The organism is Streptomyces sp. NPDC032721, assembly GCF_055579625.1.
On record NZ_JBVIMX010000009.1, the window covers coordinates 68,296 to 91,482 of the forward strand.

Annotated in this window: 21 protein-coding genes and 1 pseudogene; 14 read left to right on the forward strand and 8 right to left on the reverse strand. The window is 70.7% G+C overall.

Translation table 11 applies throughout. From position 1 onward, the window contains the following. Positions 1–224 precede the first annotated feature (224 nt). From ACZ5PB_RS19820 to ACZ5PB_RS19855, 8 genes are all read left to right on the forward strand, one after another. Entirely contained in the window at positions 225–1,553 is a 1,329-nt protein-coding gene (locus tag ACZ5PB_RS19820) for a sugar ABC transporter substrate-binding protein (protein ID WP_468692805.1), read from the forward strand. After that, positions 1,550–2,521: a carbohydrate ABC transporter permease gene (locus tag ACZ5PB_RS19825; RefSeq protein WP_468692806.1), complete on the forward strand. Its 972-nt coding sequence runs from the start codon at positions 1,550–1,552 to the stop codon at positions 2,519–2,521. Before ACZ5PB_RS19820 ends, ACZ5PB_RS19825 begins: the two co-directional genes overlap by 4 nt. Continuing rightward, complete coding sequence (locus ACZ5PB_RS19830; RefSeq protein ID WP_468692808.1) at positions 2,518–3,384, forward strand: carbohydrate ABC transporter permease; 867 nt, start codon at positions 2,518–2,520, stop codon at positions 3,382–3,384. The genes ACZ5PB_RS19825 and ACZ5PB_RS19830 overlap by 4 nt, the downstream gene beginning before the upstream one ends. 42 nt (positions 3,385–3,426) lie before the next feature. Beyond that, positions 3,427–4,758, forward strand: coding sequence for an alpha-L-fucosidase (locus ACZ5PB_RS19835; RefSeq protein ID WP_468692809.1), 1,332 nt, complete (start codon positions 3,427–3,429; stop codon positions 4,756–4,758). Then, on the forward strand, positions 4,734–6,221 hold the full coding sequence (locus ACZ5PB_RS19840) for a polysaccharide lyase 6 family protein (RefSeq protein ID WP_468692810.1): 1,488 nt from the start codon (positions 4,734–4,736) through the stop codon (positions 6,219–6,221). The genes ACZ5PB_RS19835 and ACZ5PB_RS19840 overlap by 25 nt, the downstream gene beginning before the upstream one ends. A gap of 69 nt (positions 6,222–6,290) precedes the next feature. Continuing rightward, complete coding sequence (locus tag ACZ5PB_RS19845) at positions 6,291–7,727, forward strand: polysaccharide lyase 6 family protein (RefSeq protein ID WP_468692811.1); 1,437 nt, start codon at positions 6,291–6,293, stop codon at positions 7,725–7,727. A gap of 20 nt (positions 7,728–7,747) precedes the next feature. Further along, on the forward strand, positions 7,748–8,602 hold the full coding sequence (locus tag ACZ5PB_RS19850; protein ID WP_468692812.1) for a sugar phosphate isomerase/epimerase family protein: 855 nt from the start codon (positions 7,748–7,750) through the stop codon (positions 8,600–8,602). A 55-nt stretch (positions 8,603–8,657) separates the two neighbouring features. Beyond that, positions 8,658–9,311, forward strand: a complete 654-nt coding sequence (locus ACZ5PB_RS19855) for a GDSL-type esterase/lipase family protein (protein WP_468692813.1) — start codon at positions 8,658–8,660, stop codon at positions 9,309–9,311. Between the two features lie 28 nt (positions 9,312–9,339). Here the strand turns inward: ACZ5PB_RS19855 and ACZ5PB_RS19860 are convergent, their stop codons facing one another. Further along, complete coding sequence (locus ACZ5PB_RS19860) at positions 9,340–9,501, reverse strand: carbohydrate-binding protein (RefSeq protein WP_468692815.1); 162 nt, start codon at positions 9,499–9,501, stop codon at positions 9,340–9,342. A gap of 247 nt (positions 9,502–9,748) precedes the next feature. Between ACZ5PB_RS19860 and ACZ5PB_RS19865 the strand changes: the two genes are divergently transcribed. The 3 genes from ACZ5PB_RS19865 (at position 9,749) to ACZ5PB_RS19875 (ending at position 12,421) form a co-directional block, all read left to right on the forward strand. Further along, on the forward strand, positions 9,749–10,330 hold the full coding sequence (locus ACZ5PB_RS19865) for a cysteine hydrolase family protein (protein ID WP_468692817.1): 582 nt from the start codon (positions 9,749–9,751) through the stop codon (positions 10,328–10,330). Further along, positions 10,330–11,061, forward strand: a complete 732-nt coding sequence (locus ACZ5PB_RS19870) for a cysteine hydrolase family protein (protein WP_468692818.1) — start codon at positions 10,330–10,332, stop codon at positions 11,059–11,061. Before ACZ5PB_RS19865 ends, ACZ5PB_RS19870 begins: the two co-directional genes overlap by 1 nt. A gap of 220 nt (positions 11,062–11,281) precedes the next feature. Continuing rightward, a complete protein-coding gene (locus ACZ5PB_RS19875) occupies positions 11,282–12,421 on the forward strand; it encodes a hypothetical protein (RefSeq protein WP_468692820.1) in 1,140 nt (379 codons plus the stop codon). A 100-nt stretch (positions 12,422–12,521) separates the two neighbouring features. Here ACZ5PB_RS19875 and ACZ5PB_RS19880 read toward each other — a convergent pair whose 3' ends face one another. From ACZ5PB_RS19880 to ACZ5PB_RS19895, 4 genes and pseudogenes are all read right to left on the reverse strand, one after another. After that, a complete protein-coding gene (locus tag ACZ5PB_RS19880) occupies positions 12,522–13,199 on the reverse strand; it encodes a response regulator transcription factor (RefSeq protein ID WP_468693260.1) in 678 nt (225 codons plus the stop codon). A 25-nt stretch (positions 13,200–13,224) separates the two neighbouring features. After that, a complete protein-coding gene (locus ACZ5PB_RS19885; RefSeq protein ID WP_468692821.1) occupies positions 13,225–14,436 on the reverse strand; it encodes a sensor histidine kinase in 1,212 nt (403 codons plus the stop codon). A 2-nt stretch (positions 14,437–14,438) separates the two neighbouring features. Then, complete coding sequence (locus ACZ5PB_RS19890) at positions 14,439–15,005, reverse strand: hypothetical protein (RefSeq protein ID WP_468692823.1); 567 nt, start codon at positions 15,003–15,005, stop codon at positions 14,439–14,441. A gap of 119 nt (positions 15,006–15,124) precedes the next feature. Then, positions 15,125–15,601: pseudogene (locus ACZ5PB_RS19895) on the reverse strand (zinc-binding dehydrogenase); the annotation flags it as partial. A gap of 383 nt (positions 15,602–15,984) precedes the next feature. On the opposite strand from ACZ5PB_RS19895, the gene ACZ5PB_RS19900 reads away from it, so the two are divergent. The 3 genes from ACZ5PB_RS19900 to ACZ5PB_RS19910 all read left to right on the forward strand — a co-directional run bounded on the left by ACZ5PB_RS19900 (position 15,985) and on the right by ACZ5PB_RS19910 (position 19,380). Further along, the gene (locus ACZ5PB_RS19900) at positions 15,985–17,112 is read left to right on the forward strand and encodes an NADH:flavin oxidoreductase (protein ID WP_468692824.1); all 1,128 of its coding nucleotides are present in this window, start codon (positions 15,985–15,987) and stop codon (positions 17,110–17,112) included. Between the two features lie 340 nt (positions 17,113–17,452). Then, complete coding sequence (locus tag ACZ5PB_RS19905; protein WP_468692825.1) at positions 17,453–18,496, forward strand: dipeptidase; 1,044 nt, start codon at positions 17,453–17,455, stop codon at positions 18,494–18,496. Continuing rightward, positions 18,493–19,380: a GNAT family N-acetyltransferase gene (locus ACZ5PB_RS19910; protein ID WP_468692826.1), complete on the forward strand. Its 888-nt coding sequence runs from the start codon at positions 18,493–18,495 to the stop codon at positions 19,378–19,380. Before ACZ5PB_RS19905 ends, ACZ5PB_RS19910 begins: the two co-directional genes overlap by 4 nt. A 111-nt stretch (positions 19,381–19,491) precedes the next feature. On the opposite strand, the gene ACZ5PB_RS19915 is transcribed toward ACZ5PB_RS19910, so the two are convergent. The 3 genes from ACZ5PB_RS19915 to ACZ5PB_RS19925 are packed head-to-tail and all read right to left on the reverse strand — an operon-like array spanning position 19,492 to position 23,182. Further along, entirely contained in the window at positions 19,492–20,208 is a 717-nt protein-coding gene (locus tag ACZ5PB_RS19915; RefSeq protein WP_468692827.1) for an ABC transporter ATP-binding protein, read from the reverse strand. Beyond that, a complete protein-coding gene (locus ACZ5PB_RS19920) occupies positions 20,205–22,106 on the reverse strand; it encodes a dipeptide/oligopeptide/nickel ABC transporter permease/ATP-binding protein (protein ID WP_468692828.1) in 1,902 nt (633 codons plus the stop codon). The genes ACZ5PB_RS19915 and ACZ5PB_RS19920 overlap by 4 nt, the downstream gene beginning before the upstream one ends. Further along, positions 22,103–23,182, reverse strand: coding sequence for an ABC transporter permease (locus ACZ5PB_RS19925; RefSeq protein WP_468692830.1), 1,080 nt, complete (start codon positions 23,180–23,182; stop codon positions 22,103–22,105). Before ACZ5PB_RS19925 ends, ACZ5PB_RS19920 begins: the two co-directional genes overlap by 4 nt. Between the last annotated feature and the right edge of the window lie 5 nt (positions 23,183–23,187).

Sequence of the window (23,187 nt, forward strand, 5' to 3'; positions counted from 1 at the left end):
TGAGCGCTCGAACCACCTCTCCTATCAGCAATTTCCAAAGATGGTCAATGCCTTGCCGGAGTCGGTTTGTGCATGCGGCGGCACGGAAAGACAGGTCCGGCGAATCTTTCGCCGTCTCCGGGAATTTTGATATTCATCGGAGTATTGACCGCTGATTCCGACCCCGTTACGGTCCGAGCAAGCGCTTTCTATACCAACTGGGCAGCCACGAAACGGGAGTTGTCATGCAGCGATTGCGATGGATCGGTGCGGGTCTTCTCGCCTCGGCATTGGTCCTCACCAGCTGTACCTCAGGGCCTGCGGGCGTGAACGCCAAGCAGGACACCAAAGCGCCGCTGGAGCTCTGGACCAGGACGAAGCCGGGCGGACCGGGCGAGCAGGGAACGCTCCGGCTCGCCAAGGCCTTCGAGAAGGCCACGGGCTTCAAGGTCAAGGTCACGGCCATCTTCGACGACTTCGAGACCAAGCTGCAGCAGCGGGCCGCGCAGAAGAACCTTCCCGACCTCGTGATGAACGACGTCACGCAGCTCGGCGCGATGAACAGCCAGGGCCTGCTGCGGGAGATCGACCTGGGCAAGGTCAAGAACAGCAAGGACCTCATCGCCCGGGGCCTGGACTCCGGCAAGAGCGTGGACGGCAAGCAGTTCGCACTGCCGTACTCGGCGCAGGCGTCCGCGCTGCTCATCCGCAAGGACTGGCGGCAGAAGCTGAAGCTCGAAGTACCGAAAACCTGGGCCGACTTCGCGGCGATGGCCAAGGCCTTCACCACCCAGGACCCCGACGGCGACGGCAAGCAGGACACCGCGGGGCTCGCCGCCCCGCTCTCCACCAAGCGCGGCTACGCCTCCTGGTACTTCTCCAACTTCCTGTGGGCCGCGGGCGGGGACTTCATCACCGAGTCCGGCAAGGGCACCTACAAGCCGGCGATGACCAGCACGGCGTCCGTCGAGGCGATGCAGTGGTTCCGTGACCTCGGCTGCACGGCCAAGGCCGTCCAGCCGGGCTCCGTGACCATGGACACCCCGCCGACGAACGAGACGTTCGAGGCGGGCAAGACCGGCATGTACGTCGTCGGCCCGTACATGCTCCCCCGGTTCGACGAGACGCTCGGCAAGGACAAGTACGAGGTCGTGCCGATGCCCAAGGGACCGAAGGACGCCACCGTCCTCGCCGAGGGCGGTTCCGTCTACCTGATGGCCGGCTCCGAGAACATGGCGGGGCAGGACGCCTTCGTCGACTTCGCCATCTCCCCCGAGGGCCAGAAGATCGGCATGGAGGGCGACACCGGCTTCGTCGTACAGCTCCCCGTGAACAAGACGGTGAACATCTCCCAGGTCCGCCCCGACCCCCGCTGGAAGGCCTTCGCCGACATCTACCAGGAGACCGGGCGCTACGCACCCTCCGTCCCGAACTGGACCCCGGTCCGGCAGGCGACCGCGGACACCGTGAACGCGCTGATGGCCGACTGCGGCCTGGACACCAAGGCCAAGCTGGCCGAGCTCGACAAGCAGCTCGCCGGCATCCTCAAGGAGCAGGGGATCGCCGCGTCATGAGCCTCGACCAGGCTGATCCGGCCGCTCCCCCGGCGGCCGGCCCCGCCCCCGGCACAGCGGGCCGCCGGGGCCCGAGGGTCCCCGGCGCCCGGAAGAACGGGCGCAGGTCGGGCCGGTGGTGGACGCCCTGGCTGTTCCTCGCTCCCGCGCTGCTGCTCTTCCTGTACTTCAAGTTCATCCCCATGCTCAGCGCACTGACCATGTCCTTCCAGGAGGTTCAGCCCTACCTGGGAAACAAGTGGGTCGGCGCGGAGAACTACTCCACGATCCTCCAGTCCCACGGCTTCCGCGAGGCCGCCTGGCACACCGTCGTCCTCGCCGCCGGACAGACGGCGGGCTCGATGGTTCTCGGCCTCGCCCTCGCGCTGCTGATGGAGGGGCAGAGCCGCCGGCTGGGCTTCGTACGCTCGGCGGTGTTCCTGCCGGTGGTGGTGCCCATCGCGGTCGTCGCCGAACTGTGGCGGATCATGTACCACCCGACCGAGGACGGGATGCTCAACTCCCTGCTCGGGCTGGTGGGGTTCGGTCCCTCGGGGTTCATCAACGACCCCCACGCGTCGATGGGTTCGGTCATGCTCACCGGCATCTGGCGGGGCGCCCCCTACGACATGATGATCTTCCTCGCCGGTCTGACGAGTGTCGACCGGGGCCTGTACGAGGCCGCCAAGGTCGACGGCGCCTCCAGGTGGCAGCGGGTCCGGTACGTGACGGTGCCCGGGCTGCGGTCGGTGTTCTCGATCCTGTTCATCCTCGCCGCGATCCGTGGGCTGCGGGTGTTCACCGAGGTGTTCCTGCTGACCAACGGCGGGCCCGACGGCTCCACCGAGGTCGTCATGACCCTCATCTACAAGCTCGGCCTCGAACAGAACCGGCTCGGCGTCGGCGCGGCGGGAGCCGTCCTGCTGTTCGTCGCGACGCTGATCCTGACCGTCGTCGTCCAACTGCTGCGGCGGAGGGAAAGCAAGTGAGCGCATCAACGGAGACCGCGCTGGGGCTGACCGAGAGTCGCAGCGTCGGCGGACGGGTCCTGAAGACCGTCGTGTACCTGCTGGCCCTGGTCGTCTTCGGCGGGCCGCTGCTGGCCCTGCTCGTCAGCGCCTTCGGCAACGTCAAGGACCCGACCCAGCTGAGTGTGATCCCCTCGGGGGTCACGCTGGACAACTTCGGCATCGCCTTCGACCAGGGCGTGCTCGCGTACCTGCTGAACTCGTTCTTCGTGGTCGGCTTCGGGCTGCTGCTCCAGGTGGCCGTGTCCGTCCTGGCCGGATACGCGCTGGCCAGGAAGGTCTTCCCCGGGATGACGCTGGTGCTCGTCGCCATCCTGGCGACGCTGATGCTGCCCGAGGAGATCCTGGCGCTCCCGCTGTCCCTGATCCTGGCCGACCTGCCGGTACTGCACTTCAACCTCATCGGCACCCTGGCCGGGATGATCGTCCCGCTGGGCGCCTGGGGGTTCTCCATCCTGGTGATGACCGAGTTCATGCGGGACGTGCCCAGGGAGCTGGAGGAGGCCGCCCGTATCGACGGGGCCGGTGACCTGCGGATCTTCTTCCAGATCATCCTGCCGATGTGCAAGCCCGCGCTGGGGGTCATCGGGGTGTTCGGCTTCACCATGATCTGGGACCAGTACCTGCTGCCCCTCCTCGTCTCCGTCGACGCGTCCTCCTACACGCTGCCGCTGGCGCTGCGGACCCTGCGGATCGATCCCGACGTCACCCCGGGCGTGGTGATGGCCGCGGCGCTGCTCGCCCTGCTGCCGTCCGTGATCGTCTTCCTGTTCTTCCAGCGCTCCTTCGTCAGTGGTCTGTCCTCCGGCGCGCTGAAGGGCTGAGCCCCCGTTCTCCGTTCTCAAGGATCCAAGGAGCGATTCCGCATGACCCCGCACACCGCCCCCGGGGACGTCCCCGAGGGCACCCCCGGTACCTCCTGGTTCACCACCGACCGGTTCGGCATGTTCGTCCACTGGGGCCTGTACTCCCTCGCCGCCCGGCACGAATGGGTCAAGAACCGGGAGGAGTTGACCGACGAGCAGTACCAGGTCTACTTCGACCACTTCGACCCCGACCGCTACGACCCTGTCCAGTGGGCCAGGTCGGCCAAGGCCGCCGGGATGCGGTACGTCGTCCTGACCGCCAAGCACCACGACGGCTTCTGCCTGTGGGACAGCGCCCTCACCGAGTACAAGGTCACCAAGACCCCGTACGGCCGTGATCTCGTCGGCCCGTTCGTCGAGGCGTGCCGCGCCGAGGGGCTCAAGGTCGGCCTGTACTACTCGCTGATCGACTGGCACCACCCGTCCTTCCCGGTGGACGGCACCCATCCGCAGCGCGACGACGAGGAGTTCAAGGCCGCCCACGCCGGCCGGGACATCCGCGACTACCAGGCGTATCTGCACGGCCAGGTCCGCGAACTGCTGACGTCGTTCGGACGCGTCGACTACCTGTTCTTCGACTTCTCGTACGCGGGACGCTCCTGGTGGGGCGGCAAGGGGCCCGACGACTGGGACTCCCCCAAGCTCCTGGAGATGGTCCGCGAGCTCCAGCCGCACGTACTCGTCAACGACAGGACCGGGCTGCCCGGCGACTTCGTCACCCCCGAGCAGTACCAGCCCTCGGGCCCGATGACCCAGGACGGGCACCCGGTGCTCTGGGAGGCCTGCCAGACGCTCAACGGGAGTTGGGGGTACGACCGCGACAACCTCGACCACAAGAGCGCCGACCTGCTGATCCGCATGCTCGTCGACGGGGTGTCCAAGGGCGGCAACCTGCTGCTCAACGTGGGCCCCAACGGCCGGGGCGAGCTCGACCCGCGCGATGCGGGGACCCTCGGGGAGATCGGGCGGTGGATGGAGCTGCACGAGAGGTCGGTACGCGGCTGTGGCCCGTCGGCGTACACCGCCCCCTCCGAGTGCCGGTACACCCAGCGCGGCGACCGGCTCTACGTCCACCTGTTCGCCTGGCCACTGCGCCATCTGCACCTGCCGGGCCTCGCGGGCCGGGTGCGCTACGCCCAGTTGCTGAACGACGCGTCCGAGATCGTCCAGGTGCACATCGATCCGGACCGGCCGGCGGTCAACACCGAGATGGGCGGACAGCCCGCCGGGACGCTCACCCTCCAGATCCCGGTCCGGCGCCCGGACACCCCCGTACCCGTCATCGAACTCTTCCTCACGGAGGCATCATGCAAAGACGCACGTTCCTCATAGGCACCGCGACCGGGGTGGCGCTGGCCGCAGGCCCGGTCGGAGGGGCGCTGACCGCGAGCGCGACGGCGGCACCGGCGGCTCCGCAGGCACCGGCGGCACCGGCGGCCCCTCAGGCATCGGCGGCCTCGGCGACCGTCCGCTCGCTGGAGGAGCTCCAGGCCGCGATCGACCGGGCGCGCCCGGGTGACCGGATCGTCCTGGCCGACGGCACCTACACCGTCCCGCCGGGACGCCCCCTCACCGTCCGCGACAAGCGGGGCACCAAGTGGGCGCCCGTGACCATCGCGGCCCGGACCTGCGGCGGCGTCGTGCTCAACGGCGAGCAGGGTTTCGTCTTCGAGGGGTCCAGCCACATCACCCTCAGCGGCTTCTCCTTCCGCCAGAGCACCACCCTGGACGTCCCGCCGGACTGCTCGCACATCAGGCTCACCCGCAACGACTTCCAGCTGGCCGACGTCGAAGGCCTGCACTGGCTGATGGTGCGCGCGGACGACAGCGAGATCGACCACAACCACTTCCACGGCAAGAGCACGCTCGGCATCTACCTCGGCATCGAGGGCGCGGGCGAGGCCGGGATGGCCCAGCGCGTCCACGTACACCGCAACTACTTCTCCGACCACAGCTTCGCGGGGTCCAACGGCGGCGAGCCCATCCGGCTCGGCGTCAGCCCGCGCGCGCTGACCAGCGCCCACGCGGTCGTGGAGTACAACCTGTTCGAGCGGGCGAACGGGGACCCCGAGGCCATCTCGGTGAAGTCCTCGGACAACACCATTCGCCACAACACCGTCCGCGACAGCTTCGGCGGGATCGTGCTGCGGCACGGCAACCGCAACCGGGTCGAGGGCAACTACCTGCTCGACGGCACGGAGGGCGTGCGGATCTACGGCAACGACCACCGCATCGTCAACAACCACCTCGCCGGTCTGTCCGGCCGCGCCCTGGTGATCGGCAGCGGTTCGGCGCGCGACCACGTGCCCGGCGAGACGCCCGAGGCGCGGCGCGGCAACGACGCCGCCGACCGGGTCCTCATCGCGTACAACACCCTGGTGAACAACGGGAGCACGCTCTCCGGGGAGAGCCAGCGCCCGCACGAGCCGCGTGACGTCACCGTTGCCGACAACCTCTTCGTGGCGGACGCGGGCCAGTTGGTCGCGATGGCGAACACCGTACGTTTCACCTGGTCGGGCAACCTCCTGTGGGGCGGGGCCGCCGACGGCAACATCCCCTCGGGCGGCGGGACCCGTACCGACCCGAAGCTGGTGGCGGGCCGGGACGGCATCGTCCGGCCGGCCGCCGACAGCCCGGCGATCGACGCCGGCACCCTCCGGTGGCCGCGCATCTCCCACGACATCGACGGGCAGCCGCGCGGCTGGTCCCGCGACGTGGGTGCGGACGAATACTCCCGCCGCGCGCCGAGGCGCGGGCCGCTGACCACGGCGGACGTCGGCCCTCGGGCCCGCTGAGCAGCACCTCCTCCATTTACCCGGCGGCGCGGAGTCCCCGCCCGCGACTTCCCCCCCCCAGGAGGCACCATGCAACGACGCACGTTCCTCAGAAGCAGCGCGGTGGCCGCACTCGCCGCCGTCCCCCTCACCACCTCGCTGTCGGGCAGCGCATCGGCGGCCGACATACCCGTCTCGTCCCTGGCCCAGCTCCAGAGCGCGATCAACGGCGCCGCACCCGGTGACCGGATAGTCGTCGCCGACGGCACGTACACCGTGCCGTCGGGCGGCGCGATCAGCATCTCCGGCAAGGCCGGTACGAGTGCGCAGATCACCATCGTCGCGAAGACCAGGGGCGGTGTCGTACTGCGCGGCGAACGCAGCTTCGTCCTCAGCAATTCGAGCAACATCACCATCAGCGGTTTCGCCTTCCGCCAGAGCACCACGCTGGAGATACCCGAGAGCTGCTCGTCGATCCGGCTGACCCGCAACGACTTCCAGCTCGCGGACACCGGCGACAAGCACTGGGTCGTCGTGCGGGCGAACGACACGAAGATCGACAGGAACCACTTCCACCACAAGACCACCCTCGGTGTCTTCCTCGTCGTCGAGGGCCCCAGCGAAGAGTCCCGCAAGACCGAAATGGCGCAGAACGTACAGATCTTCAGGAACTACTTCTCCGACCACAGCTTCACGGGGGACAACGGCGGCGAGCCGATCCGGCTCGGCGCCAGCGGCCGGGCGCTGTCCGGTGCCAAGGCGAAGGTCGAGTACAACCTTTTCGAGCGCTGCGACGGGGACCCCGAGGCGATCTCGGTGAAGTGCTCGGACAGCACCGTCCGGTACAACACCGTCCGCGACAGCCTCGGCGGGATCGTGCTGCGGCACGGCAACCGCAACCGGGTCGAGGGCAACTACCTGCTCGACGGCACGGAGGGCATACGCCTCTACGGAAACGACCACCTGATCGTCAACAACTACCTCAGCGGTCTGTCGGGCAGTGCCCTGGTGATCGGCAGCGGATCCACGCGTGACCACCACTCGGGCGAGTCGGACACGGAAAGGAAGGGCAACGACGCCGTCGACCGCGCGGTGATCGTGCACAACTCCCTGCTGAACAACGCCAAAACGCTCGTGGGCGAGACCCGGACCTACGAGCCGCGCAACGTGGTCGTCGCCGACAACCTGCTGGTCGGCGGCTCGGGCAGCCTCGTCGCGATGGGGGCCACTTCCGGTTTCACCTGGCAGTCCAACATGCTCTGGGGCGCTGCCGCCAACGGCAACATCCCCTCCGGCGGCTTCACCCGGGCCGATCCCCGGCTCGTCGCGGGGCAGGACGGTGTCCTGCGACTGTCGTCGTCGAGCCCCGCGATCGGCGCCGCCACGCTGGGCAGCCCGGCCGTGGCCGATGACATCGACGGGGACCAGCGGGGCAGCACGCGCGACATAGGCGCCGACGAGTACGCGACGACTCCCGCGCTCCGGCGCCCGCTCACCACTGCGGACGTGGGCCCGAACGCGGCATGAACGAAAGGAAGGTGGATTCGGTGACCGAGCAGATCGACCAGAGCGAGCAGGTCGAGCAGGTCGAGCAGGTCGAGCAGAGGAAGAGGGCGGGCGTGGCGGACGGCGTTCCGACCAGGCTCGGCCTGTGCTCGGTCACCTTCCGCCGGCTGCCCGCCGCCGAGGTCGCGCGGTGCGCCGCCGACGCGGGGCTGGAAGTGGTCGAGTGGGGAGCCGACGTACACGCGCCGCCGGGGGAACCCGGCACCGTGCGCGCGGTCCGTGAGGTGTCCGACCGGTTCGGGCTCGACTGTTGTTCGTACGGTTCGTACTTCCGCGCCACCCCGGGCGAACTGGCCGAATTCCCGGCTGTCGCACGGGCGGCGGTGCTCCTCGGGGCGGGGCGGGTACGGGTGTGGGCGGGCGGAACCGGATCGGCGGCCGCCTCGCCGGATGCGCGGCGCACGACCGTGGCGGGTCTGCGGGAGGCGGGCCGGATCGCCGCCGACCACGGGCTGGAGCTCGCGACGGAGTTCCACGGGGGAACGCTCACGGACACCGTCGCCTCGACCGTACGGCTGCTGGAGGAGGTGGGCGCGGAGAACGTGCGCACCTACTGGCAGCCGCCGCTCGACGTCCCCGACGAGGAGGCCCTGGCCGGGCTCGCCGAGCTCGGCGACCGGGTCAGTGCCGTGCACGCCTTCTCGTGGTGGCCGGGCAACACCCGGCTGCCGCTGGCCGAACGGGCGGACCTGTGGGCCGCGGCCCTCCGCCAGGTGGACGGCCGGGGCATCGAGGCGCTGCTGGAGTTCGTACCGGGCGAGGACCCCGCCGTACTGGGCCGGGAGGCCGGGACACTGCGGCACGCAGCAGGTCAACGTCCGTACGATCAGACGTAGTTGACCGACAGGCCATCGCGCACGACAACCCGCCCACGACGTCAGAACGGCAGCCATGCAGATCGAGCCAGACGACACGCTCCTGTTCATCGGTGACTCCATCACCGACGCGGGCCGCGACCGGGCGGACTCCGCTTCGCTCGGCAACGGCTACGTCCACGAGATCGCGCGGACCCTGCACGACCGGGCGGGCGCCGGGGCCGGACCCGGCACTCAGGGACGGCGACCCCTCCCCCGGGTCATCAACAAGGGCCTCAACGGCAACCGGGTGTACGACCTCGAAGCCCGCTGGGCCGCCGACGTCACGGAGCACCGTCCCACCGTGCTCACGGTCAAGATCGGCATCAACGACACCTGGCGGCGCTTCGACAGGGGGCTGCCCAGCCCGGTCGACGAGTTCGAGGCGTGCCTCGACCGGCTGCTGGCGGACGCGGCGCGGACCCTCGCCGCCCGGCTGGTCGTCATCACTCCCTTCCTGCTGCCGGTCACCCCGGAGCAGGAGGGCTGGTTCGACGATCTGCTGCCGCGCACGGACGCCGTCCTGCGGGCGGCTCGGGGCAATGGGGCCCAGGTCGTACGTGCGGACCTGGTCCTGCCCCGCGCGGCGCGGGAAACGGAGGCGGCGGAACTGGCCCCGGACGGCGTCCACCCGAGCCCGCTCGGCCACCGGCTGATCGCCGACGCCTGGCTCGCGGCGGCAGCGCAGTAGCGCGACTGCGCCCGCTGCCCAGGCCCTGTCAGGTCTCGTACCGCTTCCAGAGCTTCGGGGCGCTCTTGGGGTTGTTCGCCGAGTTGGACTTGTGCGCCACCAGGCAGAGGTAGTGCTTGCCGTTGAGGGCGGTGCGGTCGTTCACCGCGTACTGCTTGTTGACTTTCCACGCCGAAAATCCTGCGGCCATGCGATGGCCCCCTTCCCACGGGCGGCACGCTGCCGACCTCGGAGATCATCCCACGGGCAGGTGCGCAGCCCCTCCCGACGCGGGGGTGCGGGAACGGACACCCACCCAACTCGACGTCGGTTTCTGCATGTTAGACGTCATTGCCGACACCGCGGCAGCCTCATAGCGTGATGATCACAGCCCCGGAAGCACCTGAACCGGACGCGGCGGGCTGTGTCTCTCTCTGTGATGCAAAGGCGGTACACGCATGTCCAGGACCACACTTCGCGAGCTCAACGGCTTCGACCAGGAGCCCGCGAAGCTGGCCGAGTCGACGCTCGTCCTGATCGACCTCCAGAACACCTACACCCAGGGTGTGATGGAGCTCGACGGCTGGGAGGAGTCGCTCGACGCCGCTGCCCAGCTGCTGGTCCGGGCCCGTGCGGCCGGCACCAAGGTGGTGCACGTCATCAACGACGGCGGCGAGGGAACCCCGTACGACATCCGGGCCGAGATCGGCCGGATCCACCCGAAGGTCGCCCCGGTCGACGGTGAGCCGGTCGTCGTCAAGCAGGTCCCGAACGCGTTCGTCGGCACCGACCTGGCGAGCCACCTCAAGGAGGGCCAGGACGTCGTCATCGCGGGGTGGATGACCCACATGTGCGTCGCGTTCACCGCGCAGGGCGCGTTCCTGAACGGCAACCGCCCCACCGTCGCCTCCGACGCCACCGCCACCCGCTCGCTGCCCGTCGCGGGCGTCGACGTACCCGCCGCCCAGGTGCACCTGGCTGCTCTCGCCACCATCGCCGACCTGTACGGGGTCGTCGCCACCCAGAAGGAGATCGTCTGATGAAGCCGCTGCGTACGCTCGTCGCCCTCGGGGCCGCCACCCTGCTCGCGGCCACCGTCACCGCGTGCGGCGGAAGCTCCCAGGCCGCCACCAACTCCGACCGGCAGGACAAGAAGCCGTCGCCGTCGGCCGAGCAGAACCACGCGAAGAACACCACCACGCTGCGCCAGCTCATGAAGCTCGACGAGACCCCGGCGAAGCTCTCCGACGCGGCGCTGGTCCTGGTCGACTACCAGAACGTCTACACCGGCGGCACGATGGAACTGACCGACTGGCGCAAGGCGGTGGACAACACCAAGGCGCTGCTTGAGCGCGCCCGCAAGGCGAACACTCCGGTCATCCACATCGTCGAAAAGGGCTACGACCTCAAGTCGAAGGCCGGACAGATCATTCCGGCGCTGAAGCCGGCCAAGGGCGAGGCAATTGTCGAAAAGGCCGTTCCCAACGGCTTCCACGACACCACGCTCAACGCGGAGCTCAAGAAGACCGGCCGCAAGAACGTCATCATCGCCGGATTCATGACGCACATGTGCACCCTGTTCACCACCGAGGGCGCCGTCTACAACGGCTACAACCCGACCGTGGTGGGCGACGCCTCCGCGACCCGGCCGCTGCCGGTCAAGGGCAACCCCCGGGGCATTCCCGCCAAGCAGGTCCACGAGGCCGCACTGGCCACGATCCAGGACCGCTTCGGCGTCGTGGTGCCCAAGCAGAGCGACATCAAGAAGTAGCTCTCGCATCCCACAGTTTTCGGCGGGCGAAGGAATTTCCGGTTCCTTCTCCCGCCGAATGGTGCGCCATTTCGCGCACTCTCCCCCACACCCCCATCCCCCCGCAGTTTGAAGGTCCCCCCATGCATGCGATCCCCCCATCCAAGAAGAACCACAAAAAGCTCAGCACAACCTCGATCAGCACAACCTCGATCAGCAAGACCTCATGGAGAAAACGAAGATGGCTACCCGCAGAGGGTTCATAGGCAGCGCGACCGGCATCGGTACCGCTGCTCTGCTCGGCTATTCCGCATCCCCCAGCTCCGCGGCCACTGTCGCGGACGGCGCGGACGCCGCAGCCGTCGAGGCGGTCAGCCAGCAGACCGCGCGAGCGTCGATGCTCGCCGTCAACGCGGGCATGCGCACCAACTACGCCACGCTCAAAGCAGAACTGATCAAGCACCTTGCCCCGGTGGTCGTCGTGCAGAACGACGCCAAGGGCGGCCGCTTCACCCTCGTGACCACGAGCGGCCAGGAGTCCAGCAACCCCGTACCGGCAACGTTCGAGCTGGCGAAGTCCATCGCTCACGTGCCGCTCGGCATCTTCTCGGTGATCGCCTCGTACCTGGCGGACAAGGTCCCGAACCTGCCCAACGCCGGCCGCATCGACCCCCATGACCTCGTCATGGTGGCGTTCAACAGCGACACCTCCACCGCATGGATCGCGCCGTTGCAGGCGTACGCCGACAAGCTGGTCACGGCCCGCCGCCAGCTCCCCTCCGCGGGGCTGCCCGCAGCGCTGACCACGTCCTGCGGCAACATCATCGACGGCGGTCTGAAGTTCATCAGCGACTCGATCGCGGCCAAGAAGTTCGACATGGCGTCCTTCGAGGCCTTCTCCGGCAGCATCTACCCGGACATCCGCGTCAACATGGAGCACGCCTCGCAGGCTCAGATCTCGGGCGTCCAGAGCATCATGAAGACCTGGCGCGCCAAGGTCGGCGAGGCCGCCTGGGCCGACCTGTACTGCGTGGTGCTGTCGCAGTGGACCACCAGCGTCCTCAACCAGAACACCATCATCCTCAAGGACTGCATGAACGCGGCGAAGGTCGCCACCCACCTGATCGACCTGCCCGGCCTGGAGCCGCCGGCGGACCCGATCTTCACCGCGCTCGACAACCTCGCGCGGATCGTGCAGGACAACATCGCCGCCGAGATGGTCTTCCCGAAGGCCGCGACGGTCGCCGACGCGCTCAAGGGACAGCAGGACCTGCTGTCGGACGAGATCCTCAGGCAGCTCGGCAGCAACACGACGGCCCGCTCTGCGGCGCCGAGCTACAACACCGTGGCAGCGACCGGGGTGTGCCCGGTCCCCCACTAGTACGCGCGGACCGGCCGGCTCCGGGGTGCGCGCCCCCGGAGCCGGCCGGTCGGTCGGCCGATGCGGTCCGCCGATGCGGTCCGCCGGTCGACCGGACCGGTCAGGCCAGGCCCGCCGCGATGGCGCGGCGGACGGCGTCGGCCCGGTCGCGGATCGTCGCCTTGGCGAAGAGGTTGTTGATGTGGGTCTTGACCGTGGCCTCGCTGATGAAGAGCTTCTCGGCGATGGCCCGGTTGGGCAGGCCCCGGCCGATCAGCATCAGCACCTCGCGTTCACGCGGGGTGAGGTCGTGGGGCAGATCCTGGGCCGTGTCCTGCCCCGGCTGCGGTGCCTTGGTCCTGGCGGTGGCGAGCAGCCGGTCCTGGACCTCCCGGTCGAGTACGGACTGACCTGCGGCGGCGGCCCGGATGGCCCGGGTGATGTCCTGGCGTCCGGCGTTCTTGGTCAGGTAGCCGCGGGCTCCCGCGCCCAGTGCGCCCAGGATCGATTCGTCGTCGGCGAAGGTGGTCAGGACGACCACCGCCACCTCCGGGTGCTCCTCGGCGAGGCGGCGCGTGGCCTCGATGCCGTCCATCACGGGCATCCGCAGGTCCATCAGCACCACGTCCACCGGCCCGGCGGCGGCTGCCGTCAGCACTTCGGTCCCGTTCGCGGCGGACGCGACGACGTCGATGTCCTCGGCCAGGGCGAGCACCGCGGCGAGCGGTTCCCGGACGGCGGCCTGGTCGTCGGCGACGACCACCCTCAACTGCGTTTGCTTCTCGCTCGATTGGGCCATCCCGCTCATTTCTCGGTCACCTCGGTCATCCCGGAATCACTGCCTCCACCTGCCAGCCGCCCTGGTAGGGACCGTCGTTGACCGGGCCGGCGGTGAGGATGCCGCCCAGCAGGGCGACGCGTTCCCGCATGCCGATCAGTCCCATTCCGCTGCCGTCCCGCGTGGTCGCCCCGCGGGTCGCGGGGCCGTTGCGGACCTTCACCGTCGTCGATGCGGCGGCGTACGTCAGCTCCACCGCGACGTATCCCCCGGGCGCGTGCCGGGTCGCGTTGGTCTGTGCCTCCTGGGCGATCCTCAGCAGGTTCTGCGTCACCCTGGCCGGTACCTCGCGCACGGTCCCCTCGACGCTCAGCGCGTCGTGGTGTCCCGAGGAGGCGAGCATCGCGGTCAGGCTCTCCAGCAGCGGCAGGGAGTCCTCGCGCAGGGCGTGCACCGTCCACTGCGCCTGCTTCAGGCTCTCCTTGACCAGGTCGTGGGCCTTGTTGTTGGCCTCCCTGACCTTCGCCAGGTCACCGGTGTCGAGCAGGGCGTCGGCCAGTTCCAGTTGCATGTTGATCCCGGCGAGCGAGTGCGCCAGTACGTCGTGCACGTCCCGGGCGATCCGGCCGCGTTCGGTCAGTACCGCGGTCCTGGCCTCGGCGCGGGCGGCGCGTTCCGCCGACTCCGCGGCCTCGATCGCCGACCGTACGCCCTGTCGCTGGGCGCGGTTGAGGATGCCGATCACGACCGGGGTGCCGGTGGCGAGTCCGATCGCCCACGGCAGGTCCGGGTTGCCAGGGCCGAGGCCGAGGTAGAGAACTGCGGCGCACAGCAGGCCGCAGGCGCCCGCGAGGACGAGGGCCGGTTTGGTGGCGAGCCGGTAGCCGATGTGACCGGCGACGAAGTAGGCGAAGAGGTAGGCCGTACCGCTGCTGCTGGCACCGATCAGTGCGGCGGCGGCGAGGATGCCGAACGAGAGCCAGATCAGTGCGGCGCGCGGCGAGACCTTGTCCTCGGGCAGCCGTCTGGCCAGCAGCGACACCGCGTTGACCACGAAGAGCACGGCGACCGCCAGCCCCTGCCCGGTGAAGCCCATCGGCCGGATGGTCAGGGCTCCCACGACGATGACCGCGAGGGTCGCCGCCCACTGCACGCGCGGGTCCTGCCCGGGGACCGGCCGCGGGCCCGTCTCCGGGTCCGCGGCCTTTCCGGGCGGCAGGGTGCCTTCGTCTGCGGACACGGGCCGAAGATACTGCACGGTCAGACCGTACGGTCGAGGACGGTCGCGGTCGTGGTCACGGGCGCTGTCCCTGTCGCTGTCGCCGTCGCGGGGCGGACCGCCTTCACCCGCCTGCTGCGTACGAAGATCGTGGCCACGCGTGTGACGACCTCGGTGACGGCCATCAGCACGAACGCCGTGACCCACGCCTGTCCGCCGGTGATCTGGTGGGCGGCGCTGAACCTGGCCACGTCATCGGCGCCACCGCCGTGCTCCACCCACAGCTGGAAGCCCATCCTGGCTCCCATGCCCACGACCCACAGCACCGCGGACACCGCGCCCGCCTTGATCAGGAGGTGGCCGCCCATGGCCCGTATCCGGGTGTAGACGCCGCCCGAGACACCGAGCGCCGCGCCCACCGCCATCAGGGCCGCGATCAGCACCAGGTCGTTGCCCGCGGTGGGGATGGAGTCGAGGTACGAGTACGCCACGAAGGCGACGATCGCCAGTGGCAGCAGGAACGTCTTGCGGTCGAGCCGGTCCTCCCGCAGTTGCCGGAACACGATGAGGACGAGCGCGATGTCTGTGATCCACTCCGTTGTTGTCATGCCTCAAGGCTCCAGCGAAGAGGCCTTCGACACCTGGACCCACGGGTGGAAACGAGGGTGGAGATGGGGGGTGGAGATGAGGGGTGGAGGACGGGGGCGGAGACCGGGAGTGGGGAGCGTCAGGGCACGGTGATGACGATCTTGCCGCGCGCATGGCCGGTGGCGCTGGCGTCATGGGCCGCGGCCGCCTCCTTCAGCGGGAACACGGCGTGCAGCGGGACGGTGAGCCGGCCCCGGTCGGCGAGCTCGGCCGCCAGCGGCAGTCCCGCCCAACCCGGCGACACCCCCGGTTCGGACCGGGAGAGGCGCACTCCGTGCCGGGCGGCGTCGGGGTCCGCGATGGTGATCACGCGGTGCGGGTCGCCCGCGATGGCCACGAGTTCGCCGAGGGAGCCCTTCCCGGCCGCGTCCAGGGCCACGTCGACACCGTGCGGAGCCAGGGGGGCGAGGCGATCGGCCAGCCCCGGCCCGTAAGTCACCGGTACGACGCCGAGTTGGCCGAGGAAGGCGTGGTTGCGTTCGCTCGCGGTGCCGATGACGGTGAGGCCCCGGGCGCGGGCGAGCTGCGCGGTGAGGGTGCCGACGCGGGCAGCTGCGCGCGGACTTCGACCCCAGCGACGTCACCCTTCTCCTCCTGGCCAACAACGGCGTCCTGCGGGACTCCCCGGCTGAGGCCCTGGCCGCGTCCGACCGCCTGCTCGCCTACTTCCTCCGGTCCTGCCTGCCGACGGACGGCCCTCCCCTGCCTCCGTCCGCCCGTCTCCGGCTCGACGACCTCTACAAGGCGCCCGCTCCGCGCGGGGGATGACACACAGAGGGCGGGGGGAGGGGCGGCGCGACCGCCCGCGCCGTGGTTCGGATCACAGCGGGTGGGCCCCCGGCCCCGGAATGCCCCGGTGGCCGGGCCGGTTGGCACACAGGAATCCGACCGCCTGTACGTGCTCTCGAAAGTGCTCCGGCACTTGAGGAGGAACCCTCCGTGACCGACGCCTCGTCGCCCGCATCCCGCGCTGCGGACATCCTTTCCCGCCCCGTCGCACTGAACGGCCTGACCGTTCCGAACCGCATCGCGATGGCTCCGATGACCCGCATGTTCTCGCCCGGCGGCGTCCCCGGCGAGGACGTCAGGTCGTACTACTCGCGCCGGGCCGCCGCAGGCGTGGGCCTGATCATCACCGAGGGCACCTACGTCGGCCACGACTCGGCGGGCAACAGCGACCGGGTGCCCCGGTTCCACGGCGAGGAGCAACTGGCGGGCTGGGCACAGGTCGCCGCCGACGTGCACGCGGCCGGGGGCACGATCGTGCCGCAGCTGTGGCACATCGGCACGGTCCGCGAGGCCGGGAGCCCGCCCTTCGCCGACGCCCCCTCGGTCGGCCCTTCCGGCATCGGCGCCGACGGCGCCGAAGACACGGGCCGGAGCATGACGCAGACCGACCTGGACGACGTCATCGGCGCGTTCGCGCAGGCGGCCAAGGACGCGGAGCGCATCGGGTTCGACGGCATCGAGGTGCACGGCGCGCACGGTTACCTGGTCGACCAGTTCCTGTGGGAGGGCACGAACCGCCGTTCCGATGCGTACGGCGGTGACCCGGTCGCCCGTACGAAGTTCGCCGCCGAAATCGTCGCCGCGATCCGGGGCAACGTCTCCGCCGACTTCCCGGTGATCTTCCGCTACTCGCAGTGGAAGCAGCAGGCGTACGACGCCCGGCTCGCCGAGACCCCGCAAGAGCTGGCGGCGATCCTCGAACCGCTCACCGCAGCGGGCGTCGACGCCTTCCACGCCTCCACGCGGCGCTACTGGAACCCCGAGTTCGACGGCTCGGACCTGAACCTGGCGGGCTGGACCAAGAAGCTCACCGGCAGGCCCACCCTCACCGTCGGTTCCGTCGGCCTCGACGGCGACTTCATCGGCGCCTTCAAGGGCGAGGGTTCGCAGGCCAGGGGCATCGACGACCTGCTGGAGCGGATGGAGCGCGACGAGTTCGACATGGTCGCCGTCGGACGCGCCCTGCTCCAGGACCCGCTGTGGGCCCAGAAGGTCCTGACGGGCCGCACTGACGAACTCGCCCCGTACGACGCGGCAGCCCTGAAGACCCTCAGCTAGCGGCTTCGCACGGCACGCCGCCGCTGCCGCCGTGCCGCAGCTCGTCCGGCTCACGTGCTCCTGTGCCCCGCACCAAGTACGGGGTACAGGAGCCGAGTTGGCCGGTACGCCTACGGGTCTGCGGCGCTCCCGGAGGGCTGCGGACCGCTGCTCGGGGTGAGTTGGCCGGGCCCAGCGTGTGCGGGGCTGAAAGCTCGTGCGCCCGGCCCCGTCCCGGCGCCCCCGGCACGGTTGGTCCGGGCGACGAAGGCAGGTGGGTTTCTTCGTCGTCGTGGATGAACCGCGCGCACGTCGGCCGTCCTAACGTCGTCCGGGTCAACTCCCACCGGAAGGCTCCGACGTGCCCGCTGATCTGCACCAACGCGCCATCGTCGCCGATACCCACAACGACCTCCTGATGGCGGTGTCGGCCCGGCCCCCGTCGCGCTGGGCCGACTTCTTCCGCGAGCGCTGGCTGCCGCAGCTCCGGGCCGGCGGCGTGGACATCCAGGTGCTGCCCATCTTCATCGACGACGCTTACCGCCCGGAAGGCGCGCTGCGCCGCACCCTGCGGATGATCGAGACCGCCCACATACTGGCCGAGGGGAACCCGGACACCGTGGCCCTGTGCCGGGACGGCGACGAGATCGACGCCGCGCTCGCCGCGTCGAGGATCGCGCTCGTACTCGCGCTGGAGAGCGCCCCGGGCATCGACGCCGACGTCGAGCTGTTCCACACCCTTCACCGTCTCGGTGTACGGGTCGCCTCGCTCGCGCACTGGAGCCGCACCCCGCTCGCCGACGGCAGCGGGGAGGACGCCACCGGGTCCCGGCTCACCGCCGCCGGGGTCCGGGCCCTGGCGGAGATGGAACGGCTCGGGATGCTCTTCGACGTGTCCCACCTCGGCGCCGCCGGGGTGGGGCACGTACTCGAACTGGCCACCCGCCCGCTCATGGCCACCCACTCGTCGGCCCGGGCGCTCCGCGACCACCACCGCAATCTGACCGATGACCAGCTCCGGGGAGTCGCCGCGACCGGCGGTGTCGTCTGCGTCAACTTCTTCCCCGGCTTCCTCGCCGAGGACAAGAAGGACCGCACCCTGGAGAAGCTGGTGGACCACATCGAGCACGTGGCGTCGGTCGCGGGCATCGACCACGTCGGCATCGGGCCCGACTTCGTGCGCGAGGTGCTGCTCGACGTCACCCCGCCCTGTTGCGAGGACCTCGATCTCGGCCTCGGCGACATCGACTCGCTCTTCACCCTGCCGGGACTCGAAGGCCCGGCGGGGCTCCCCCTGGTGACGGCGGAGCTCGTCCGGCGCGGCCACCGGGAGAGCGACATCGGGAAGATACTCGGCGGGAACGTCCACCGGCTGTTCCGCGCGGAACTGGGGCGCGCCCGATGACGCCCGCCACCGACGCGACACGCTCCGCCGACGAGCACGTGGTCCTCGCGGAGTCGCCCGGCCGGGTCGCCGTGCGCGAAGTCCACCGGCTGGCGGAGTTCGAGGAGATCGACCGGCTCTTCGGCCGCATCTGGCAGTACGCGCCGGGCGAGGGCCCCGTCGGTGTCGAGCTGATGCGCGCACTGTCCCACGCGGGCAACTACGTGGCGGGCGCGTACCACGGCACCCGGCTGGTGGGCGCCTCCGTCGCGTTCCTCGCCGCCCCGCCCGGTCTGGCGCTGCACTCCCACATCACCGGTGCGGCCCAGGGGCACGGCATCGGCTTCGCCCTCAAGCAGCACCAGCGCGACTGGGCCCTGGCCCAGGGCCTGGACCGGATCACCTGGACCTTCGACCCGCTGGTCCGGCGCAACGCCCACTTCAACCTCACCAAGCTGGGCGCGACGCTGGAGGAGTACCACGCCGGGTTCTACGGCACGATGCGGGACGCGATCAACGGCAACGACGAATCCGACCGGGTGCTCGCCCGCTGGGACCTCAACGCGCCGCAGGTGATCGCGGCTGCCTCGGGCGTCCGCGCCTGCCCGCCCCCCGGCAGCTCCACCGCAGCGGCCCCCGTGCCCGTACTGGCCGCCGACCGCGACGGCCGTCCGCGCCTGCTGTCCACCGACTCGCCGACCGTGCTGGTCGAACTGCCCCCGGACATCGAGGCCCTGCGCCGCAGCGATCCGGCCGCCGCCACCTCCTGGCGGCTGGCGGTCCGCGAGGTGCTCGGCGGGCTGCTGGCCGACGGCGGCCGGGTCACCGGGCTGCCCGGCCGCATCGGCTACGCGGTCGACCGCGCTCCCCTCGGGCCGGAATCCGCCGCGCCGCGATCCCGCTGAACGAACCCCGAACCCCGAACCCCGAACTTTGTACGAACGAAACGGCGTGTGCCGCCTGCCAGATGCCGGCAGGCGGCACACGCCGTTTCACGCCGTTTCACACTCCACGCCTCAGGCCGTGACCGGCCTCGGCACCGCGTCCAGCAGCGCGCGCGTGTACGCCATGCGCGGGGCCGCGACCACCTCTTCCACCGGGCCCTCCTCGACGAGCCGCCCCCTGTGCAGCACCGCGACCCGGTCGCAGACGTACCGTACGACCGCGAGATCGTGCGAGATGAAGAGCATCGAGAGGCCCAACTCCGCCTGGAGCGAGCGGATCAGGTTGAGTACCGAGCCCTGCACCGAGACGTCCAGCGCCGAGGTGATCTCGTCCGCGATCAGCAGCTCGGGCCGCGTGCCCAGGGCACGTGCGACGGCCACCCGCTGCCGTTGCCCGCCGGACAGCTCTCTCGGGTACCGGGCCGCGTACTGCGGGGGCAGCGACACCAGCGCGAGCAGCCGCTCCACCTCCGCCGTCCGCCGCACGCGTGCCGGCCTTCCGGCCCGCCCTCCCGGCAGCCCTTCGGCCACCGAAGCGCCCACCGTCATACGGGGGTTGAGCGAGCCGTACGGATCCTGGAACACCATCTGCACCTTGTGCCCGCCCGGGCCCTCGATGGTGCCCCGGTACGGGACCAGCCCGGTGACCGCCCTGGCCACCGTCGACTTGCCCGACCCGGACTCCCCCACCAGGCCGACCACGGTCGCCGGCGGGATGTCGAGGTCGAGCCCCTCGACGACGGTCCGGGAGCCGTACCGCACGGTCAGATCGGTGATTCTCATCATCATGCCTCCCAGCAGGCCGCGCGATGGCCCGCCCGGTGCTCGACGAGCACCGGGCGCTGCGTGCGGCATCGGTCGGTCGCGGACGCGCAGCGGTCCGCGAAGGTGCAGCCGGGCCCCAGGTCGGCGGGGGACGGCTGGGTGCCGGGGATGCCGGTCAGCGGGGCGTGCCGGTCGGTGTCCATCGTCGGTACGGAACCCAGCAGCGCCCGGGTGTACGGGTGCACGGCGCCGTCCGCGAGCCGGGAGGTCTCCAGCTCCTCGACGATCGCGCCCGCGTACATCACCGCGACCCGGTCGCAGAGTTCGCCCGCCAGCGCGATGTCGTGGGTGATGAACAGCACGCCCGCGCCGGTCTCGTCGGTCACCTCGCGCAGCAGTCCGAGGATCTGCCGCTGCACGGTCACGTCGAGGGCCGTCGTCGGCTCGTCGGCGATGATCAGCCGGGGGGCGCCCATCAGTCCCATCGCGATGACCGCACGCTGGCGCATGCCGCCGGACAGCTGGTGCGGATGCATCCGGGCCGTCCGCTCCGGGTCCGGCAGCCGTACGCTGCCGAGCCGGTCGACGGCCCGCTGCCGGGCGTCGGCGCGGGAGGCACCCTGGTGGACGACGGAGACCTCGGCGAGCTGCCCGCCGACCCTGAGCGCCGGGTTGAGCGAGGCCATCGGGTCCTGGAAGATCATCGCCAGTGAGGTGCCCAGCAGCTTCCTGCGCGCCTTCTCCGGCAGCGAGTTCACCTCCTGGCCGTCCAGCCGCAGCCGGCGCACGTCGACGCGGCCGGGGTGGGGGACCAGTCCGCCGATCGCGGACGCCGTCATGCTCTTGCCGCTGCCGGACTCCCCGAGCAGGCCCACGATCTCGCCCTGCCGGATGGTCAGCGACAGGTCCCGTACGGGGCGCGCCCCGCCGGGAAAGGTGACGGTGAGCCCCCGGACGTCGAGCGCCGCGTCCGGCTCGCCTTCAGCCGTCCGGCTCTCGTCCTCCTGGGGTTCGTCCTCCTGGGGCTCGTCCTCCTGGGGCTCGGACGACGGGATCCCCGCCTCCGCCTCCGCCCCCGCCTTGTCGCCGCCGCCGGCCGCCGCGGTCCGCCGCGCCGCGGCGTCCGAGAACGAGTCGCCGAGCAGGGCGAACCCGAGTCCCGCCAGGACGATCGCCACGGCCGGACCGACCGCCACCACCGGGGTGACGTAGATGTGCCCGAACGCGTCGAACAGGAGCCTTCCCCAGTCGTACGAAGGTGGCTGCACGCCGAGCCCGAGGAACGACAGCCCCGCGAGCCCCAGCAGTGCCCCGCCGATCGCCTGGGCGCACGTCATCACCAGGGGTTCGGCGATGTTCGGCACCACGTGCCGGAGCAGGATGCGGTGCCGGGGCACGCCCATCATCCGGGCCGCGAGCACGTAGTCGGAGGTGGCGACCGACCTCGCCAGGGTGTGGGTCAGCCGGGCGAAGGCGGGCGCGATCGCGACGCCGATGCCCAGGACCGCGCCGGTCGCGCCGAGTCCGGCGATCACGGCGGTGAACATCGCGAGCAGCAGCCCGGGGAAGGCGACCAGGGCGTTGACGGCCGAGGTGACCAACTGCCCGGCGCGCCTGGGCAGTACGGACGGCAGGGTGCCCAGGACGAGGCCGATGCCGGTGCCGATGGCGGTGGCCAGCAGCGCCAGCAGCAGGGTGAAGCGGGTGGCCACGAGGGTACGGGCGAGCAGGTCGCGGCCGAGCGCGTCGGTGCCAAGGGGGTGGGCGGCCGAGGCGCCCTCGCCGATCGCCGACGGGTCGAAGCGGGTGGCGGCGTCCCCCCAGACCGTCGGGGCGAGGGCGGCGAGCAGGGCGAGCAGGGTGACGAGCGCGAGTCCGGTGCGGCCGGACGCGGTACGCGGCAGGCGCGGGCGGCGCATCATGCCTCCTCGGGCGCGAGGGCGCGGTGGGTGGGGGCGGGCTCCGCCGGGGCCGATTCCGCGAGCGCGGCGTTCAGCGCGGACCTCGGGTCGAGGAAGCCGAGCAGCAGGTCGACGAGGAAGTTCACGACCAGCACGATCGCCCCGTAGACGAGGATCACGCCCTGGGCGACCGGATAGTCCTGCTGGGTGATGGCCTCGACGGTGCGCTGGCCGAGCCCCGGCCAGGCGAAGACGCTCTCCACCAGCACGCCCGAGGTGATCAGCGAGGTGAGCAGCAGCCCGCCCATGGTGAGGGTCGCGGTGAAGGTGTTCGGCAGCAGGTGGCGCAGATGGAGCCGGGCGGCCGGAAGGCGTTTGGCGCGCGCCAGGCGCATGTACTCGCTGCCCAGTTCGCGCTGGGTCTCGACGCGGGCGACCCGGGCGAGCAGTGCCGCGGGGCCGATCGCGAGGGCCAGTACGGGCAGGACGTACGAGGAGGGGCCCGCCATTCCGGCGGGCGGCAGCCAGTGCAGGCCGACCGCGAAGACCGCCACCAGGCCGATCGAGTAGAGGAATTCGGGGATCGAGTTGGCGGTTCCTGTGACGCCGGAGAACAGGCTCCGGGTGAGCGGGCGGCGCCCGTTGTCGGTGCGTACGGCGGCCCACATGCCGAGCGGGATCGCGATGCCGAACGCGAGCACCGTACCCAGCAGGGCGAGGGAGACGGAGTGGGGCAGCCGGTCGGCGATGACGTCGCCGACCGGTTCCGAGGTGAGGAAGGAGGTGCCGAGGTTTCCGCTGAACACGTGGCCCACGTAGTCCAGGAACTGCCGCGGCAGCGGGTCGTTCAGGCCGAGCGCCGCCCGCCGCCTCTCCACCACCTCCAGCGGGGCGGACGCACCGAGGGAGCCGCGGGCGGGGTCGCCGGGCAGCAGGTGGATCATCAGGAACGACACCACGAGCAGTACGGCCAGGGAGAGCGTCAGGCGCAGTACGGCGCGGAGCAGGAAGGCGAGCGGGAGCCTGCGGCGCACGGCGCTTCGCGGACTGTTGCCGGGCATGCGGATCAGGCGGATCTGGCGGACCTGACGGCTCATCCCGA

Coding starts and splice junctions, on each gene's coding strand:
- ACZ5PB_RS19820 (WP_468692805.1), top strand. CDS start 225: ATGCAGCGATTGCGATGGATCGGTGCGGGTCTTCTCGCCTCGGCATTG.
- ACZ5PB_RS19825 (WP_468692806.1), top strand. CDS start 1,550: ATGAGCCTCGACCAGGCTGATCCGGCCGCTCCCCCGGCGGCCGGCCCC.
- ACZ5PB_RS19835 (WP_468692809.1), top strand. CDS start 3,427: ATGACCCCGCACACCGCCCCCGGGGACGTCCCCGAGGGCACCCCCGGT.
- ACZ5PB_RS19840 (WP_468692810.1), top strand. CDS start 4,734: ATGCAAAGACGCACGTTCCTCATAGGCACCGCGACCGGGGTGGCGCTG.
- ACZ5PB_RS19845 (WP_468692811.1), top strand. CDS start 6,291: ATGCAACGACGCACGTTCCTCAGAAGCAGCGCGGTGGCCGCACTCGCC.
- ACZ5PB_RS19855 (WP_468692813.1), top strand. CDS start 8,658: ATGCAGATCGAGCCAGACGACACGCTCCTGTTCATCGGTGACTCCATC.
- ACZ5PB_RS19860 (WP_468692815.1), bottom strand. CDS start 9,501: ATGGCCGCAGGATTTTCGGCGTGGAAAGTCAACAAGCAGTACGCGGTG.
- ACZ5PB_RS19865 (WP_468692817.1), top strand. CDS start 9,749: ATGTCCAGGACCACACTTCGCGAGCTCAACGGCTTCGACCAGGAGCCC.
- ACZ5PB_RS19870 (WP_468692818.1), top strand. CDS start 10,330: ATGAAGCCGCTGCGTACGCTCGTCGCCCTCGGGGCCGCCACCCTGCTC.
- ACZ5PB_RS19875 (WP_468692820.1), top strand. CDS start 11,282: ATGGCTACCCGCAGAGGGTTCATAGGCAGCGCGACCGGCATCGGTACC.
- ACZ5PB_RS19880 (WP_468693260.1), bottom strand. CDS start 13,199: ATGGCCCAATCGAGCGAGAAGCAAACGCAGTTGAGGGTGGTCGTCGCC.
- ACZ5PB_RS19890 (WP_468692823.1), bottom strand. CDS start 15,005: ATGACAACAACGGAGTGGATCACAGACATCGCGCTCGTCCTCATCGTG.
- ACZ5PB_RS19910 (WP_468692826.1), top strand. CDS start 18,493: ATGACGCCCGCCACCGACGCGACACGCTCCGCCGACGAGCACGTGGTC.
- ACZ5PB_RS19915 (WP_468692827.1), bottom strand. CDS start 20,208: ATGATGATGAGAATCACCGATCTGACCGTGCGGTACGGCTCCCGGACC.
- ACZ5PB_RS19920 (WP_468692828.1), bottom strand. CDS start 22,106: ATGATGCGCCGCCCGCGCCTGCCGCGTACCGCGTCCGGCCGCACCGGA.
- ACZ5PB_RS19925 (WP_468692830.1), bottom strand. CDS start 23,182: ATGAGCCGTCAGGTCCGCCAGATCCGCCTGATCCGCATGCCCGGCAAC.